Origin of the sequence: Kitasatospora sp. NBC_00458, from assembly GCF_036013975.1 — a bacterium.
GTDB lineage: Bacteria > Actinomycetota > Actinomycetes > Streptomycetales > Streptomycetaceae > Kitasatospora.
The window spans coordinates 5,426,439-5,443,484 of sequence record NZ_CP107904.1; the positions used below are offsets into that span (position 1 = coordinate 5,426,439).

The following is a 17,046-nucleotide window of genomic DNA, read 5'->3' on the forward strand; positions in this document are numbered from 1 at the left end:
GGCGGCGTCGGGCGGAAAGGCACGGGTGAGTGTTCCTCAAGATCGGGTAGAGTCGCGCGCCTGTTCCCACGGGCCCGCTCCGACCACGGCGATCCTCCGATCGCGGCGGTCCGCCCGCGGGCCTTCCGACCGAACTGCCGAGTAGGGCCCGCGACCTGCGGGCCGGGGGAGTCGTACGTGTCCAAGCCCGAGCCCGACGACGTGCCGCGGCCCGCGGACCCGCGGGTTGAGCTGACCAAGCCGGTGTCCGGTCCGGCTGCGGGACCGGCCGCCGAACCCGAACCCGCCGAACCCGGGACCGTCCCCGCGCCCGCACCCGCAGCAGTGCCGGCACCCGCACCCGCGCTCGCCGTCGTGCCCGCACCCGCCGCCGCACCCGAGCCCGCACCCGAGCCTGCACCCGAGCCCGGGCCGTCGGCCGGGTCGGCGGACGGGGAGGTCCCGGCCGACCCGTGGGCCGTCCCCGCCGCCGTCGCCGGCCAGGCCGGCCAGGCCGCCCCCGCCGACCCGTGGGCGGCTCCGGACGGCACCGCCCGTGCCGCCGCGCCGGGTGCCCCCGTGGCCCCCGCCGCGTCCGGTCCGGGTGTGCCGCCGTTCGCCGCCCCGCCGGCCTCCGGCTGGGCGGCCGTCCCGCCCGGTGCGCAGTCCGGGTTCCAGTCCGGCTTCGCCTACCCGCCGACCCCCACGGGGACGAACGGGTTCGCCGTCGCGGCCCTGGTCACCAGCGTGTTCTGCCTCTGGCCGCTCGCCCTCGTCCTCGCGATCGTCGCGCTGGTCCAGATCCCGAGGCGGAACCAGCGCGGCCGGGGCCTGGCGGTCACCGGCCTGGTCCTCGGCGTGTTCGGGGTGATCGTCACCCTGGTCGCGTTCATGGGGGTCTTCGTGACCGGCATCCAGGCCGAGCAGGAGAGCCGCATGCCGCCGCGGCCGGCCGGCGCGGTCTCCTGGGACAGCCTGCGGACCGGTGACTGCTTCAACCAGGTGGGCGGCGGCCCGGAGCCGGACGACACGGTGGGCCTCGTCTTCTGGGTGTCCAAGGTGCCCTGCGCGGCGCCGCACCACGCGGAGGTGGTCGGCATCGTCCCGATGCCCGGCGCCGGGAGCCCCGAGTACCCGGGCGACATCACCGTGCGCGACCGTGCCGTCGAGCTCTGCGAGCCGGTCCGCGACGCGTACGCCCTCGACTTCTGGGCGGTGCCCGAGGGGATGCTCGCGACCCAGTTCTACCCGGGCCGGGAGAACTGGTCGGCGGGTGACCGCGACATCGTCTGCCTCTTCGAGGACACCGCGGCCGAGCACCTGGGGACCGTCCGGACCGACCGGGGCAGCCTGAACTCCGGCCAGATCACCTACCTGGAGGCCGTCCGCGCCTACGAGCGGGTGTACGCGAAGCGGCCGGAGGCGGACGTCTCCGTCCAGCCCGCCGCGTTCCGTTCCTGGGCCCGGCAGATGGCCGCGGCGTCCCGCAAGGAGGCCGCGGACGTCGTCAGCCCCACCGCGGTCTGGCCGGCGGCGGTCAAGCCGATGCTGGCCGATCTGGCCGCCGACCAGCTGGAGGCCGCCAACGCCTGGGACGCGGCCGCCCGGTCCGTCGACGACGCCACCCTGCAGCGCGAGGTGCGGCGGGCCGAGGCGCTGATCGCGAAGAGCGACAAGGGGGCGACGGCGGTCCGGCGCGAGCTGGGGCTGCAGACGGGTGAGCACATCGCCAAGCTCCAGGTCTGAGGCGCCGGGGCCCGGCGGACCGGGGCCCGGCGGGGGCACCGGCCCGGCCGCCGCCGACCGGTCCGCCGGGCGCTCCCGGCCCGCGCGCGTCCGGTCCGGTCGCGCGCGCTGCTCGGAGGGGCGGCGGCTACCCGGTGGTAACTTCCTTACCGGCCGTTAACCGCGCCCGTACGTGCCGGTAGCGAACCGGGCGTAGCGTCCCGAGCGGGCCCGGCCCCGACCCGACCCCCACGCGGGCCGGGGTCGGGCCCCGCGGCCCCGCCGGAGCCCGGCCGGACGGGCTCGGGTGTGTCGGCGACGTCCCGCCGGGCCGCGACGCCGGGCATCCCGCTCGGACGCACGCCCGAATCGCCCGAGTACGTCCAGCACGAGGACGATCCGGGCGCACGCCCAGCCGGGCGCCCGACGCCCCTGCCCGGTCCGACGCGGCTTCGCGGACACGCCCTACGCTGGCCGCCATGGACACCTTTCGGGTGATGCGGCAGGACGACCACGGCAACCGCTTCCTGGTCGTCGGGGGCGTCGGACGGGAGGCGGCCGAACGGCTGGCCGCCGAGTTCGAGGCGCGCGGCCACAAGCAGCTGTACTGGGTCGAGGCCGAGCCCGCCGGGGCTTCGCGGACGCGGGGACCGGCCGAGTAGCCCGACCGGCCCGGCGGGAGGCTAGGGTCGTCGGCCATGGACAACGCCATCGACCAGCAGGCCGCGGGTGGCGCGGCGGGGAACCGGATCGTCGTCGGCGGCGCGCTGATCCACCGGGGCCGGGTGCTCGCCGCCCGCCGGAGCGCGCCCGCCGAGGTGGCCGGCCGCTGGGAGTTCCCCGGCGGCAAGGCCGAGCCCGGCGAGACCGAGACCCAGGCGCTGGAGCGCGAGCTGATGGAGGAGCTGGGCGTACGGGCCCGGGCGCTCACCCGGCTGCCCGGCTCGTGGCTGGTCCGGCCGGGGCTGGAGCTGCGGCTCTGGGCCGCCGAACTGCTCTCCGGGGACCCGCGCCCGCTGGAGGACCACGACGAGCTCCGCTGGCTCGGGCCCGCCGAGCTGTCCGACGTCGACTGGATCGACCACGACCGCGCCGTGCTCCCGGACGTCGCCCGCCTCCTGGCACCCTGACCCGCCGCCCGCCCCGGCCTCCGCGCTCCCCGCCGTCCCGAACCGTCCCGGAGCGCCCCCGACGGCTCCCCGGCCGCCCCCGGGCCCTGCCGGCGCGCCGTCCCGCCCGCGGGCGGATCCGGCCCGGCCGGGGCGGCCCGCCCGCGCGACGCGTGCGGCGGCGGGTCGGCAATCGAAAAAGACGACGCGCCGTCCGGGATAGCCTTGGTTCTGCTGGGTATGTCACTTTTCGGCACTATTCGTCACCATCGGTGAGCCGCCCCCAGCCGGCGACGCCGATCCCGACCAGAGCCGGAGGCCCCGTCGGTGTCGAATACCGATCACGGTGGCGGGGGAGCGCGACGGGCGGGCGCCGGGGGGAGCGCCGCCGCCCGGGCCCGGCTGCGCCGCGGCGCGAGCCGCGCCGCCGACCGCGGTGAGGACCGCGCCGCCCAGCCCCCGGCCGGCCGCCGGCGCGGCGAGGGCGCCGGACCCGGGGGCCCGGCGCAGGCCCAGCCCGCGCCCTCCCTGGTGGTGCCCGACGCGGCGCCGTCGAGCAACGTCCGCAGCCGCCCCGGCCGGCCGTTCCCCGGCGGACCGCGGAGCACCCCGGCCGGCACCCCGGCCGCCCCCCGCGGGACCGGCCCCCGGCCGGAGCCCGGAGCGCGCCCCGGCCCCGGCGGCGCCGGCCAGCCCGAGGGCACCCTCTTCGACGTGGTGAAGGTGGCCATCGCGATCCTGGACACCGCGGGCCGCGTGGTGCTGTGGAGCCCGGCCGCCGAGGAACTGCTCGGCTGGCCGAACGAACTGCTGGTCGGCCGCCGGATCGACGAGCTGATCCCGGACGCCGAGCAGGTGGTCCGGATCCGCGCCGCGATCCAGGACACCCTGCGCAACGGCCGCTGGTCCGGCCTGGCCGAGCTGCGCGACCGGGAGGGCGAGCCGGTGCTCGTCGACGCCCGGATCTCGCTGCTCGTCGACGGCGACGGGACCCCGTTCCTGCAGGTCAACCTGGCCGAGGCAGCCACCGTCCGGGCGGTGGAGCGCGACCTCGCCGTCCGGGACGCGCTGTTCGAGCAGTCCCCGCTGGGCATCGCGATCCTCGACACCGACCTGCGCTACACCGCGGTCAACCAGACCCTCGCCGAGATGAACGGCGTCGTGCCGGAGGACCACGTCGGCCGCACCACCGGTGAGACCCTGCCGGAGCGGGCGGCCGACGAGATCACCGCGATCCAGCGCCAGGTGCTGGCCACCGGCGAGCCGGTCATCGACGTCACCCTCGCCTCGCCGATCACCGCCCGCTCCGGCTACCGCTCGATCTCCTACAGCCGGATGACCGACCGCGCCGGCCGGGTGCTCGGCATCTCCGGCACCGTCATGGACGTCACCGAGCGCTACCGGGCGGTGGCCAAGGTCGAGCACGCCCGGCGCCGGCTCTCGCTGCTCAACGAGTTCGGCTCCCGGGTGGGCGACCTGCTGGACGCCTCGCGGATCGCCCAGGAACTGGCCGGCGCCGTGGTCCCCCGGCTGACCGACCACGCCGCGGTGATCCTGCTGCAGGCCGTCGCGCACGGTGACGACCTGCCCCGGCACGGACACGACCGGCGCACCTCGCTGCTCCAGCTGGGCACCGCCTCCGTCCAGGACGGCCCCGAGGTGGAGGTGATGCTCCGCCGCGGCGCCCGGATCACCTTCGCCGAGGACTCCGCCTGCGGCCGGGTGCTGCGCACCGGCGTGCCCGAGCTGCTCTCCGGCGCCGACCAGCTGAGCGACGTCACCTACCCGGGCGACCCGAAGATGCAGGCGGCGCACGACCTGGGCGTGCACTCGATGCTGGTGGTGCCGCTGCGCGCCCGGGGCATCGTGATCGGCCTGCTGCTGGTCAGCCGGGCCGGCTACCGGGAGGGCTTCGACCGCGACGACCTGGCGTTCACCGTCGAGCTCGCCGACCGGGCCGGGTCCTCGCTGGACAACGCCCGGCTGTACGCCCGCGAGCGCACCGCCGCGCTGACCCTGCAGCGCACCCTGCTCCCGCAGCAGGTCCCGCAGCCGACCGGCGTCGAGGTCGCCTACCGGTACGTGCCGGGCAGCAGCGGCACCGAGGTCGGCGGCGACTGGTTCGACGTCATCCCGCTGCCCGGCGACCGCACCGCGCTGGTGGTCGGCGACGTGATGGGCCACGGGCTGCGGGCGGCCGCGACGATGGGGCGGCTGCGCACCGCCGTCCGCGTGCTGGCCGCCCTGGACCTCCCGCCGGACGTGCTGCTGAGGCACGTCCACGAGCTGGCCGACGACCTCGCCCAGGGGCCGGACGAGGCGCTGCTCGCCACCTGCGTGTACGCGGTGTTCGACCCGGCGACCGCCACCCTGACCGTCGCCAAGGCCGGTCACATCCCGCCCGTGCTGATCGTGCCGCGAGAGGGGGCCGACGAACCGACCCGGACCGGCGGCCCGCTGCTCGGCGGGGCCGGACGGATCCTGGAGCTGCCGTCCGGGGCCCCGCTCGGGGTCGGCGGCGTCCCGTTCGAGGCGGTCGAGCTGAAGATCCCGGAGGGGAGCCTGCTGGCACTCTGCACCGACGGCCTGGTGGAGTCCCGGGACAAGGACCTGGACGTGGGTCTGGGTCGCCTGCTCACCGTGCTGGAGGCGCCGTACGCGTCGATCCAGGCCGCCTGCGAGGCGGTGCTGGACACCATGGAGCAGGGCCGCGAGCCGGACGACGTCGCGCTGCTGCTGGCCCGGCTGGGCCACGGGCAGGCCGGTACCCCGACGGCCGGCTGGACGCTGCCCGCCGAGCCGACCGCCGTCTCCCGGGCCCGTCGGCTGGTGCGCGCGACGCTGGTCGAGTGGGGGGTCGAGGAGCTCACCGACACCGCCGAGCTGCTGGTCAGCGAGCTGGTCACGAACGCCGTCCGGTACGCGAGCGCACCGATCGGGGTGCGGCTGACGCTCGGCGAGACGCTGCTGGTGGAGATCTCCGACCCGCTTCCCGACCCGCCGCGGGAGCGGCACGCGGCCGAGGCGGACGAGGGCGGCCGGGGGCTGGAGCTGGTCCGCCGGCTGGCGCTGCGCTGGGGGGCCCGGGCCGAGGGCATGGGCAAGGTCGTCTGGTTCGAGCAGGCGCTGCCGGGTAGTGAGCCCCACGAGTCGGAAGCCGAGTAGGGCCCCGGCGGACGGGCGAGCGGACCGCGAGGAGAACGTTGCTGCATATGCCGGGAGGCGGCCGGGGGGAGCGCGCGCTCCGGCAGGGGGCGCGAGCGTGGCATTGTGGTTGCGCGGGCGGTAGGACAAAAACCTTCGCCCGATCTGATGTTGTGATGTTGAGGGCGTGTGAACGTACCCCTCGATGATGAATACTCGGTCTTCTCGACATCCGGACGGTCGCGGGTTTGGAGGGGTCGGTCCGTTGAACAGCACCCCGGCGCGTAACGCGCCGAGCAGCAGCGGTCATGCCGCTGTACCCGGGCAGGCCGGTGCGCAACACGTGCCCGGCCCCGCCGCACCCCTCGCGGCCGCACGGGCGGCGGCCCCGGCCGCCGGCCGTGCCGCCCGTCCGGTGGCGGAGGAGCACCGCTGGGGCGCCGGGGACCCGGGCTCGATCTACGACTACATCCGGGTCGCGACCTTCGCGATCGGCCCCGACGGCCGGATCAGCCAGTGGAGCGAGCGCGCCGCCGAGTTCTTCGGCATCCCCGCCGCCGAGGCGGTCGGCGCCGACCCGGTCACCACCTTCGTCCCGCGCGAGCTCTGGCAGCGCGGCCGGGCCCGGCTGGAACGCACGCTGGCCGGCGAGGAGTGGGTCGGCACCACCCCGTACCGCGACGCCCACGGCGGCGAGGGGCTCGCCGAGCTGTACCTGATGCCGGACAGCGCGCTGCCCACCGCCGGTGCCACCTGCCTCGCGGTCGACCTCGGCAGGCTCCGCCGGATCGAGACCGACCTCGCCGCCTCCGAGGCGGTCTTCGGGCAGACCCCGACCGGGTTCATCCTCTTCGACGACCGGCTCCGGCTCCAGCGCGTCAACGACGCCTTCGCCTCCGGGATGGGCCTCGCGCCCACCGACCTGGAGGGCCTCACCCCGCACGACCTCTTCCCCGGCTCCGAGGCCGACCGGCTCACGGCCGCCCTGCGCAAGGTCCTCGCCAGCGGCGAGCCCGTCTTCGACCTGCGCTTCCACTCCACCGTGCCGACCCGTGAGGGCAACCGGCTCTGGGCCGTCTCGCTCTACCGGCTCAACGGCGCGGCGGGCCAGCCGACCGGCGTCGCCGGGCAGGTCTCCGACGTCACCAGCCGGCACGTCGCCGAGCGCGAGGCCGACGGCGTCCGCCGCAACCTCGCCCTGCTCAACGAGGCCAGCGCCCACATCGGCTCCACCCTCGACCTGGAGACCACCGCCAAGGAACTGCTCGACGTCGTCGTCCCGCCGTTCTGCGACCTCGCCACCGTCGACCTGTACACCGCGCTGCTCTCCGGCGAGACCGTCCCGAGCGCCGGCCGCTACGGCGACGGCGTGCTCACCGACGGCAGCGGCGAGCTGCGCCGGGTCGCCGTCTCCAGCGTGGTCGGCGGCGCCTCCTCGGTGCTCGGCTCGGTCACCGGCCTGCCGATCGCCGAAGCCGGCGGCACCCTCTGCTACCCGCGCCGGTCCCCGCACGCCCGGGCCCTGCGCACCGGCCGCAGCGTCGTCCCCGAGCCCGGGCCCGACCCGCTGCTGCGCTCCACCCTGATCGTCCCGCTGGTCGCCCGCGACCAGGTGCTGGGCCTGGTGCAGCTCTCCCGCGCGATCGGCAGCGAGCCGTTCGACGCCCGCGACGTCGCCATCGCCGAGGAACTCGTCGCCCGCGCCGCGGTCTGCATCGACAACGCCCGGCTCTACCGCCGCGAGCACGAGCGCGCGCTGATCCTCCAGCGCAGCCTGCTGCCCCCCGGCAACCCGGCCGCCAGCGGCCTGGAGATCGCCTGCCGCTACCTGCCCAGCAACAACAACACCGAGGTCGGCGGCGACTGGTTCGACGTCATCCCGCTGCCCGGCAACCGCACCGCCCTGGTCATCGGCGACGTGATGGGGCGCGGCCTGCGGGCCGCCGTGGCGATGGGCCAGCTGCGCACCGCCGTCCGCACCCTGGCCATGCTCGACCTCGACCCCGCCGAGGTGCTCACCGCGCTCGACGAGATCGCCCGCGGCCTCGGCGACGACACCGCGCCGGCCGCCGTGCCCGCCCCGTACGGGCGGCTCACCTCGACCGCCGACGAGGAGGCCCGCGAGGTCTACCTGGCCACCTGCGTGTACGCGGTGTACGACGCCGTCACCCGGCGCTGCACCTTCGCCAACGCCGGCCACCTGCCGCCCGTCCTGCTCGGCCCGGGCGAGCCGGCCCGGATGCTGGACGTCCCGCCCGGGCTGCCGCTCGGCGTCGGCGGCGAGCCCTTCGAGGAGGTCGAGCTGACCCTCCCGGACGGCGCCGTGCTCGGCCTCTACACCGACGGCCTGGTGGAGAGCCGCAAGCACCAGCTCGACGAGGGGCTGCGCGCCTTCCGGGTCGCGCTCTCCGCCGAGGGCAAGGGCCTGGAGGACCTCTGCGACCACGTCCTCGGCGAACTCAACCCGCACCACGGCGAGGACGACATCGCCCTGCTGATGGCCAAGGTGCACGCCTTCCCCGAGGACGCCGTCGGCAACTGGTTCCTGCCGCCCGAGCCGACCTCCGTCGCCAAGGCCCGCGAACTCGCCTGCAGCTGGCTGCTGGCCCGCGGCCTCGACGAGCTGGTCGACACCACCGAGCTGCTGGTCAGCGAGCTGGTCACCAACGCGCTGCGGCACGGCCGGGGCGAGATCCGGCTCCGCCTGCTGCGCGACCGGACCATGGTCTGCGAGGTCTGGGACGACGGCTACGCCCAGCCCCGGCAGCGGCGCGCCCAGGAGACGGACGAGGGCGGGCGCGGGCTCCAGCTGGTCAGCCTGCTCGCCGAGCGCTGGGGCAGCCGGCGGACGCCCAAGGGCAAGATCGTCTGGTTCGAGCTGGGACTGTAGGCGCCCCGGGCCCCGAACCGGACCTGATCCGGGTCTGCAGCTGGCCCTGAACCGGCCCTGAACCGGCCTTGATCCGGGCGCCGGGCCGGCCCCGACCGGCCCCGACCGGCCCCGACCCGCACCCGGCGGACGGGCCCGGACGGCGGCGGCTCGGCCGACCGGGTGCAGTCCCCCGGCGGCCGCCGTGTCGCCGCGGCCCGGCCCGGACCGGCGGCGTTCCATGGCCGCCATGCGCGTCCGCCTCCCCGCCGCAGCCGCCGCGCTGCTGCTCGCCCTCGCCGCCTGCACGGGCTGCTCCGGCGGCCCGGCCCCGGCCGGCACCGCCCCGGCGCCCGGCCCCGCGCCGCCCGCGCCGGCCGCCGTCACCGGGGACGTCCTCCCGGTCGACCGCTCCACCGTGCGGGACGGCGGCACCCTGCGCTGGGCGGTGGACGCCGTCCCCGCCACCCTGAACGTCTACCAGCCCGCCGCCACGGCCGACTCCGCGCTGCTCGCGCACGCCCTCTACCCCGCGCTGTTCCGGCCCGGCGCGCACGGCGAGTGGGAGGCCGATCCCGACTACCTCGCCGCCGCCGAGTGCACCCCGCCCGGGCAGCTGCCGCAGGTGGTCACCTACCGCCTCAACCCGCGGGCCGCCTGGAGCGACGGCACCCCGCTCTCCATCGCCGACTTCATCGCCCAGCGGGCCGCGCTCTCCGGCCTCGACCCCGCCTACACCGCCGCCCGCCCGGCCGGGTACGGCGCGATCGACTCGATCGTCCAGGGCGCCGGCCCGCAGGAGGTCAGGGTCACCTTCCGGCAGCCCTACGGAGAGTGGCGCGCCCTGTTCGGCCCGCTCTACCCGGCCGCCGAGACCGCCACCGCCGCCGCCTTCGACCGCCCGCTGCCCGGGGGCGCCGCCCACCCGACCGCCGGGCCGTTCCTGGTCTCCGGCTACGACCCGGCCGGCGGACGGGCCGCCCTCGTCCGTAACCCCTACTGGTGGGGCGAGCCGGCCAAGGCCGACCGGATCGACTTCCTCGCCACCCCGCCCGAGCGGCGGCTCGGGGAGCTGGAACAGAACCGGCTGGACGTCGCCCCGCTGACGGCCGCCGTCGACCGCGCGGCCGCCTCCGGCCCCCCGGGTGCCGACACCGGCGGCGCGGGCGCCGGAGGGGCCGCCCAGGCCCTCGGACGGGCGCAGTCCCTGCCCGGCGTCACCCTGCACCGGGCCGCCGGCGCCGCGCTCACCCAGCTCACCCTCAACGCGGCCCGCGAGCCCCTCACCGACCCGGCCCTGCGCCGCGCGGTGGCCCGCGCCGTCGACCGCGGGCACGCCGCGGGGGCCGCACTCACCCCGATGGGCCTGCCCGCCGCCCCGCTCGGCCACCACCTGCTCACCGGCGACCAGGACGGCTACCGGGACAACGCCGACGCGCTCGGCACCGCCGACGCCGGGCGGATGCTGGACGCGGCGGGCTGGAAGCGCCCCGCCGCCGGCGGCACCCGGGCCGGGAACGGGCGCGAGCTGGCCCTGACCCTGCTGGCCCCGGCCGGCTCCGCCACCGCCAGGCGCACCGCGGACGCGGTGGCGGCGGACCTCGGCGCGGCCGGGATCGCGGTCCGGGTGACGGAGGCACCGGCGGACACCTTCGTCCGGGACCACCTGGCCGCCGGCGACTTCGACCTCGCCCTGTTCTCCTGGCCCGCCGGACCGGGCCCGGCCGCCGAGCAGCGCGCCGTCTACGCCAAGCCCCGCCCCGGCCCCGACGGGGAACCCCGGAGCGGCGTCAACTACGCCCGGGTGGGAACAGAGGAGATCGACCGGCTCTTCGACCGCGCCGCCGCCGAACCGGACCCCGCCGCCCGCCGGGCCCTCCTCCAGGAGGCGGACGTCCGGATCTGGCAGCTGGGCCACTCGGTGCCGCTGTTCCAGCGCCCCGAACTGACGGCCGTCCGGACGGGTCTCGCGGGGGCGGGCGTGTGGGGGTTCGGACCGCCGCGGTTCCAGGACGTGGGGTGGTCCGCCGGGTGAAATGCCGGTGACCTGGCTGTGATCTTGATCCCGCCCGACCTGCCCGTTTCGGCCGAGCTGGGCGGTTCCCCGTACCATAGGAGGAAGCCGTGGCATGTCCTGCCCGGCGGGTGGACCGGTAGTAGCAGGCGGAACGGGCGGCGGCGACCAAGATGGGTCGCAAGTGCGCGTCACGCAGCCGGGCGCCGAAACCCACGATTCCGGGAGAATCTGCTAGGCATGCCCACGCGCAACGACATCCGTAACGTCGCCATCGTCGCCCACGTCGACCACGGCAAGACCACCCTGGTCGACGCCATGCTCAAGCAGGCCGGCGCCTTCGCCGCGCACCAGCAGCTGGACGACCGGATGATGGACTCCAACGATCTGGAGCGCGAGAAGGGCATCACCATTCTCGCGAAGAACACCGCCGTCAAGTACCACCCGAAGGATGGTGGCGTCCCGATCACCATCAACATCATCGACACCCCGGGCCACGCCGACTTCGGTGGCGAGGTCGAGCGCGGTCTGTCGATGGTGGACGCGGTCGTCCTCCTCGTCGACGCCTCCGAGGGTCCGCTCCCGCAGACCCGCTTCGTGCTCCGCAAGGCGCTCACCGCGCGCCTGCCCGTCATCCTCTGCATCAACAAGACCGACCGTCCGGACGCCCGGATCGACGAGGTCATCAACGAGACCTACGACCTGTTCCTCGACCTGGACGCGGACGAGGACCAGATCGAGTTCCCGATCGTCTACGCCTGCGCCCGTGACGGTGTCGCCTCGCTGACCAAGCCGGAGAACGGCACCGTCCCCGCCGACAGCGACAGCCTGGAGCCGTTCTTCTCCACCATCCTGGCGCACGTCCCGGCCCCGACGTTCGAGGAGGACGCGCCGCTCCAGGCCCACGTCACCAACCTCGACGCGGACAACTTCCTCGGCCGCATCGCGCTGCTCCGCGTCGAGCAGGGCGAGCTGCGCAAGGGCCAGACCGTGGCCTGGATCAAGCGCGACGGCACCATCACGAACGTCCGCATCTCCGAGCTGCTGATGACCGAGGCGCTCACCCGCAAGCCGGCCGAGGTGGCCGGCCCGGGTGACATCTGTGCCGTCGCCGGCATCTCCGAGATCATGATCGGCGAGACCCTGGCCGACCCGGAGAACCCGATCGCGCTGCCGCTGATCACGGTGGACGAGCCGGCCATCTCGATGACCATCGGCACCAACACCTCGCCGCTGGTCGGCCGGGGCGGCAGCGGCAAGGGCGCGGACGCCAAGGCCAGCGGCCGGGTCGACCGCAAGGTCACCGCCCGCCAGGTGAAGGACCGCCTGGACCGCGAGCTGATCGGCAACGTCTCGCTCCGCGTCCTGGAGACCGAGCGTCCGGACGCCTGGGAGGTGCAGGGCCGCGGTGAGCTGGCGCTGGCCATCCTGATCGAGACCATGCGCCGCGAGGGCTTCGAGCTGACCGTCGGCAAGCCGCAGGTGGTCACCAAGGAGGTCAACGGCAAGACGCACGAGCCGGTCGAGCGCCTCACCGTGGACGTCCCCGAGGAGCACATGGGTGCCGTCACCCAGCTCATGGGCATCCGCAAGGGCCGGATGGACAACATGTCCAACCACGGTTCGGGCTGGGTCCGGATGGAGTTCGTGGTGCCGTCCCGCGGCCTGATCGGCTTCCGGACCGAGTTCCTCACCAACACCCGCGGCACCGGCATCGCGCACTCGATCCACGAGGGCCACGAGCCGTGGTTCGGCACCCTGACGACCCGCAACAACGGTTCGCTGGTCGCCGACCGGGCCGGCGTGGTCACCGCGTTCGCGATGACCAACCTGCAGGAGCGCGGCGTGCTCTTCTGCGACCCGGGCACCGAGGTGTACGAGGGCATGATCGTCGGCGAGAACTCGCGCGCCGACGACATGGACGTCAACATCACCAAGGAGAAGAAGCTCACCAACATGCGGTCGTCGAACGCCGACGTCGCCGAGTCGATCGTGCCGCCGCGCAAGCTCTCGCTGGAGCAGTCGCTGGAGTTCTGCCGCGAGGACGAGTGCATCGAGGTGACCCCGGAGACTGTTCGCATCCGTAAGGTCGTGCTGGACCAGAAGGACCGTGGCCGTACCGCCTCGCGCGCGAAGAAGGTCTGATCACCGCCTTCTGAGGCCTTCCGGCCGTGCTTTGGCCGGAAACCGTCGCCCCCCTTTCCGATGGAGAGGGGGGCGAACTTTTTCAATCACTCCACGCTGTCGACGCGCGTATAAACGGAATAGCGCTTACCACGGCAAGGTGTCCGCTGAGCGAACGTGACAGTCCGTCATTCATGACGACTGTCCGTTTAATGCCTGTCTGAGTATGTCTCATATGTCCGATTTTCGAAACTTACCGACCGTTCATGTGACCTAATTGAGATCGGCAGTGGTCACTTTCGTGTCCGTGCGTGACACATAGTGGGTGCAGTCAGGCTCGGGTCAAGGGTTAACGCGCAGGGGTGCGCGCCGAAACCACGAGCGCGGACGGCACAGCGGACCGGTACCAACCGCCCGCAGTGCTCTCCTCGTTGGAAAGTCGAATTCAGGAGGCATCCCCCCATGCGTGGTGCAACCCAGACCAAGTGGCTCGTCGCGGCGACCGCGATCGCCCTTGCGGCGACCGCTTGCAGCACCAGCTCGAAGAGCAGCGACAAGGCTGCCTCGGGCGGCGGCACGATCGCTGTTCAGCTCGGTGAGCCGCAGCACGGCCTGATTCCGCAGAACACCGCGGAGTCCGAGGGTGCCGAGGTCCTGAACGCCCTCTTCGCCGGCCTGGTCGAGTACGACAACAAGACCAACGAGCCGAAGCTGCGCGTCGCGGAGTCGATCGAGTCCCCCGACAGCAAGGTCTGGACGATCAAGCTGAAGGACGGCTACACCTTCCACAACGGTGAGAAGGTCACCGCGCAGTCCTTCGTGGACGCCTGGAACTGGGGCGCCAACCAGGACAACGCGGCCGAGGGCCTCCCGTTCTTCGCCAAGATCGACGGCTCCGCCGACCTGGCCCCGGGCAAGGACAAGAAGCCGACCACCGACAAGCTCAAGGGCCTGACGGTCGTCGACGACAAGACCTTCACCGTCGCCCTGACCGCGCCGTTCTCCCAGTTCAAGACCATGCTGGGCTACAACGCGTTCTACCCGCTGCCGAAGGCCTTCTTCGCTGACAAGAAGACCTTCGAAGAGGCCCCCATCGGCAACGGCCCGTTCCAGATGGACGGCAAGTGGGAGCACAACCAGCAGATCAAGGTCAAGCGCTACGACAACTTCCCGGCCGCTGACGGCAAGGCGAAGCTGCAGGGCGTCACCTTCAAGATCTACGACAAGCTGGAGACGGCGTACAACGACCTGCGCGCCGACAACATCCAGGCCACCGACAAGCTCCCGATCTCGGCCATGGGCACGGTCAAGGGCGAGTTCGGCGACCGCTACATCTACAAGCCGGAGTCCGGCGTCGGCTACATCGGCTTCCCGATCGCCACCAACCCGGCCACCTACGGCAAGCCGGAGATCCGCAAGGCGATCTCGATGGCGATCGACCGCGAGGCGATCACCAAGACGATCTTCTCGGGCACCCGCGTCCCGGCCGACGACTTCATCAACCCGCTGATCCCGGGTTACCGCAAGGGCGCCATGGGCGACGCGGCGAAGTACGACCCGGCCAAGGCCAAGTCGATCTTCGACACGGCCGGCGGCGTGCCGAACAACACCCTGGAGCTCGGCTACAACGCCGACGGCGGCCACAAGGAGTGGATCGAGGCCGTCGCCAACCAGCTGAAGAAGAACCTGGGCGTCGAGGTCACCCTCAAGCCGTTCGAGAAGTTCGGCAAGATCCTGGACGCGCTGGGCGAGAAGCAGTACTCCGGCGGCTTCCGGATGGCCTGGTCGATGGACTACCCGTCGATCGAGAACTACCTCCGTCCGATCTTCTCCAAGGTCGCGATCGAGAACGGCTCGAACTACGGCGGCTACGTCAACGAGCAGTTCGAGACCCTGCTGGACCAGGCCGACCAGGCGAAGAGCCCGGAGGAGGGTCAGAAGCTGTACCAGCAGGCCGATGACATCCTCGTCCAGGACCTGCCGTACATCCCGGTGTACACCTACATGTCCTCCGCCGCGTACAGCAAGAAGATCAAGAACTTCGACACCGACGCCCAGGGACGCATGAACCTGGACGAGGTCGAGCTCGCCGGCTGATCCGGTTAATCAGACGAACGGGGGCGGGCGGACCGGACTACAGTCCGGGTCCTCCCGCCTCCCTTCCTTGTCCGAAAGTATGGAGGTCTGATGGGCCGCTATGTCATCCGCCGACTTATACAGGCAATCCCTGTCCTGATCGGTGCGACGTTCCTGATCTACTGGCTGTGCTTCAGCCTGCCCGGTGACCCGGTGCAGGCGCTGGCCGGCGAGAAGAAGGCCGATCCGCTCGTGGCGGAGATGATCCGCCAGAAGTACCACCTGAACGACCCGTTCCTGCTCCAGTACTGGAACTACATCACCGGCGTCTTCCAAGGCGACCTGGGTGAGAGCCTGACCGGTCGTTCGGTGAGCGAAATGATCAGCGAGGCGTTCCCGTTCACCGTGAACCTCGCCATCGTGGCGTTCGTCATCGAGGCGATCATCGGTGTGCTGGCGGGCGTGATGGCGGCCCTGCGCAAGGGCAAGTTCCTGGACCAGCTGGTCCTCATCAGCACGCTGTTCGTGATCTCGATCCCGGTCTTCGTCACCGGCTTCGTGCTCCAGCTCGTGCTCGGCGTCAAGCTCAAGAACGACTACGGCATCGAGATCTTCTCGGTCTCCTTCAACGAGGAAGACGGTCTGCGGGCGTACCTGCTGCCGGCCTTCGTGCTGGCCTCGACCTCGCTCGCCTACGTGGCCCGACTGACCCGCACCAGCCTGATGGAGACCATGCGCGCGGACTACGTGCGCACCGCGGTCGCCAAGGGCCTGAAGCGCCGTCGGGTGATCGGCCGGCACGCCCTGCGCAACGCGCTGATCCCGATCGTCACCTTCCTCGGTGCCGACCTCGGCGGTCTGATGGGCGGCGCGGTCATCACCGAGAAGATCTTCAACATCCACGGCATCGGCGGTCTGCTCGCCCAGGCCGTGTACCAGAAGCAGGGCACGATCATCGTCGGCGTCGTCACGCTGCTGGTGATGATCTACCTCGTCACCACCCTGCTCGTGGACCTGCTGTACGCCGTGCTCGACCCGAGGATCCGCTATGAGTGAGACCATCACCAAGGGCGCCGAGGCCCCTTCCGAGGACAACACCCCCAAGTCCTCGCCGGAGAAGAAGCAGAAGCCGGAGCGCGTCGCCAGTCTCTGGTCGGACGCGATGCGCGACCTGCGCCGCAACCCGGTCTTCATCATCGGCGCGGTGCTGGTGTCCTTCCTGCTCCTGCTGGCCGCCGTGCCGCAGTTGTTCACGGACGGCAGCCCGTTCGACTCCGGGGCCTGCGACCTGGCCGACTCGCTGAAGCGGCCCAGTGCCGAGCACTGGTTCGGCTTCGACGTCCAGGGCTGCGACATCTACACCCGCACGGTGTGGGGCGCCCGCAACTCGATCATCGTCGGCGTCCTGACCACCACCATGGTCACCCTGGTGGGCGCGCTCCTCGGCCTGCTGGCCGGCTGGAAGGGCGGGATCGTCGACAGCATCCTGTCGCGCTTCACCGAGATCTTCTTCTCGATCCCGCTGCTGCTCGGCGGCATGCTGATCATGTCGATGCTCGGCAAGGGCAACGCCTGGACGGTCTCGGTCGTCATGACCGTGCTCGGCTGGCCGCAGATCTTCCGCATCATGCGCGCCTCGGTGCTGTCGAACAAGAACAACGACTACGTGATGGCGGCCCGCGCCCTCGGCGCCGGCTCCGGCCGGATCACCTTCCGGCACATCGTGCCGAACGCCATCGCGCCGGTCATCGTCGTCTCCGCGATCAGCCTGGGCGTCTACATCGGTGCCGAGGCCGCGCTCTCCTACCTCGGCATCGGCGTGCAGCCGCCGGAGATCTCCTGGGGCCTGATGATCAGCGACGCGTCGGTCCGCTTCCTGGACGCGCCGCACGTGCTGCTCTTCCCCTCCGCGGTGCTGAGCGTCACCGTGCTGGCCTTCATCATGCTCGGCGACGCGGTCCGCGACGCCCTCGACCCGAAGCTCCGCTGAGAGAAGAGGTGACGAC

At 72.9% G+C, this 17,046-nt stretch carries 10 protein-coding genes; all 10 read left to right on the plus strand.

The genetic code is table 11. From position 1 onward, the window contains the following. Positions 1-177: 177 nt before the first annotated feature. Positions 178-1,725: a DUF4190 domain-containing protein gene (locus OG550_RS22640; protein WP_327680331.1), complete on the plus strand. Its 1,548-nt coding sequence runs from the start codon at positions 178-180 to the stop codon at positions 1,723-1,725. 458 nt (positions 1,726-2,183) lie between these two features. After that, positions 2,184-2,366 carry an SPOR domain-containing protein gene (locus OG550_RS22645; RefSeq protein WP_327680333.1) on the plus strand — a complete coding sequence of 61 codons (183 nt, stop codon included), beginning with the start codon at positions 2,184-2,186 and terminating at the stop codon, positions 2,364-2,366. A 36-nt stretch (positions 2,367-2,402) separates the two neighbouring features. Continuing rightward, positions 2,403-2,834: a (deoxy)nucleoside triphosphate pyrophosphohydrolase gene (locus OG550_RS22650; RefSeq protein WP_327680335.1), complete on the plus strand. Its 432-nt coding sequence runs from the start codon at positions 2,403-2,405 to the stop codon at positions 2,832-2,834. A gap of 306 nt (positions 2,835-3,140) precedes the next feature. Further along, positions 3,141-5,978 carry a SpoIIE family protein phosphatase gene (locus OG550_RS22655; protein ID WP_327680337.1) on the plus strand — a complete coding sequence of 946 codons (2,838 nt, stop codon included), beginning with the start codon at positions 3,141-3,143 and terminating at the stop codon, positions 5,976-5,978. A gap of 322 nt (positions 5,979-6,300) precedes the next feature. Then, on the plus strand, positions 6,301-8,847 hold the full coding sequence (locus tag OG550_RS22660) for a SpoIIE family protein phosphatase (RefSeq protein WP_442906053.1): 2,547 nt from the start codon (positions 6,301-6,303) through the stop codon (positions 8,845-8,847). A gap of 229 nt (positions 8,848-9,076) precedes the next feature. Next, on the plus strand, positions 9,077-10,861 hold the full coding sequence (locus tag OG550_RS22665) for an ABC transporter family substrate-binding protein (RefSeq protein WP_327680339.1): 1,785 nt from the start codon (positions 9,077-9,079) through the stop codon (positions 10,859-10,861). A gap of 219 nt (positions 10,862-11,080) precedes the next feature. Further along, positions 11,081-12,985 carry a translational GTPase TypA gene (gene typA / locus OG550_RS22670; RefSeq protein WP_327680341.1) on the plus strand — a complete coding sequence of 635 codons (1,905 nt, stop codon included), beginning with the start codon at positions 11,081-11,083 and terminating at the stop codon, positions 12,983-12,985. 441 nt (positions 12,986-13,426) lie between these two features. Beyond that, the gene (locus OG550_RS22675) at positions 13,427-15,061 is read left to right on the plus strand and encodes a peptide ABC transporter substrate-binding protein (protein WP_327680343.1); all 1,635 of its coding nucleotides are present in this window, start codon (positions 13,427-13,429) and stop codon (positions 15,059-15,061) included. 90 nt (positions 15,062-15,151) lie between these two features. Further along, on the plus strand, positions 15,152-16,096 hold the full coding sequence (locus tag OG550_RS22680; protein ID WP_327680345.1) for an ABC transporter permease: 945 nt from the start codon (positions 15,152-15,154) through the stop codon (positions 16,094-16,096). Then, positions 16,089-17,030 (plus strand): ABC transporter permease, encoded by a 942-nt coding sequence (locus OG550_RS22685; RefSeq protein WP_327680347.1) that lies wholly within the window; start codon positions 16,089-16,091, stop codon positions 17,028-17,030. Before OG550_RS22680 ends, OG550_RS22685 begins: the two co-directional genes overlap by 8 nt. The last annotated feature ends 16 nt before the right edge of the window (positions 17,031-17,046 follow it).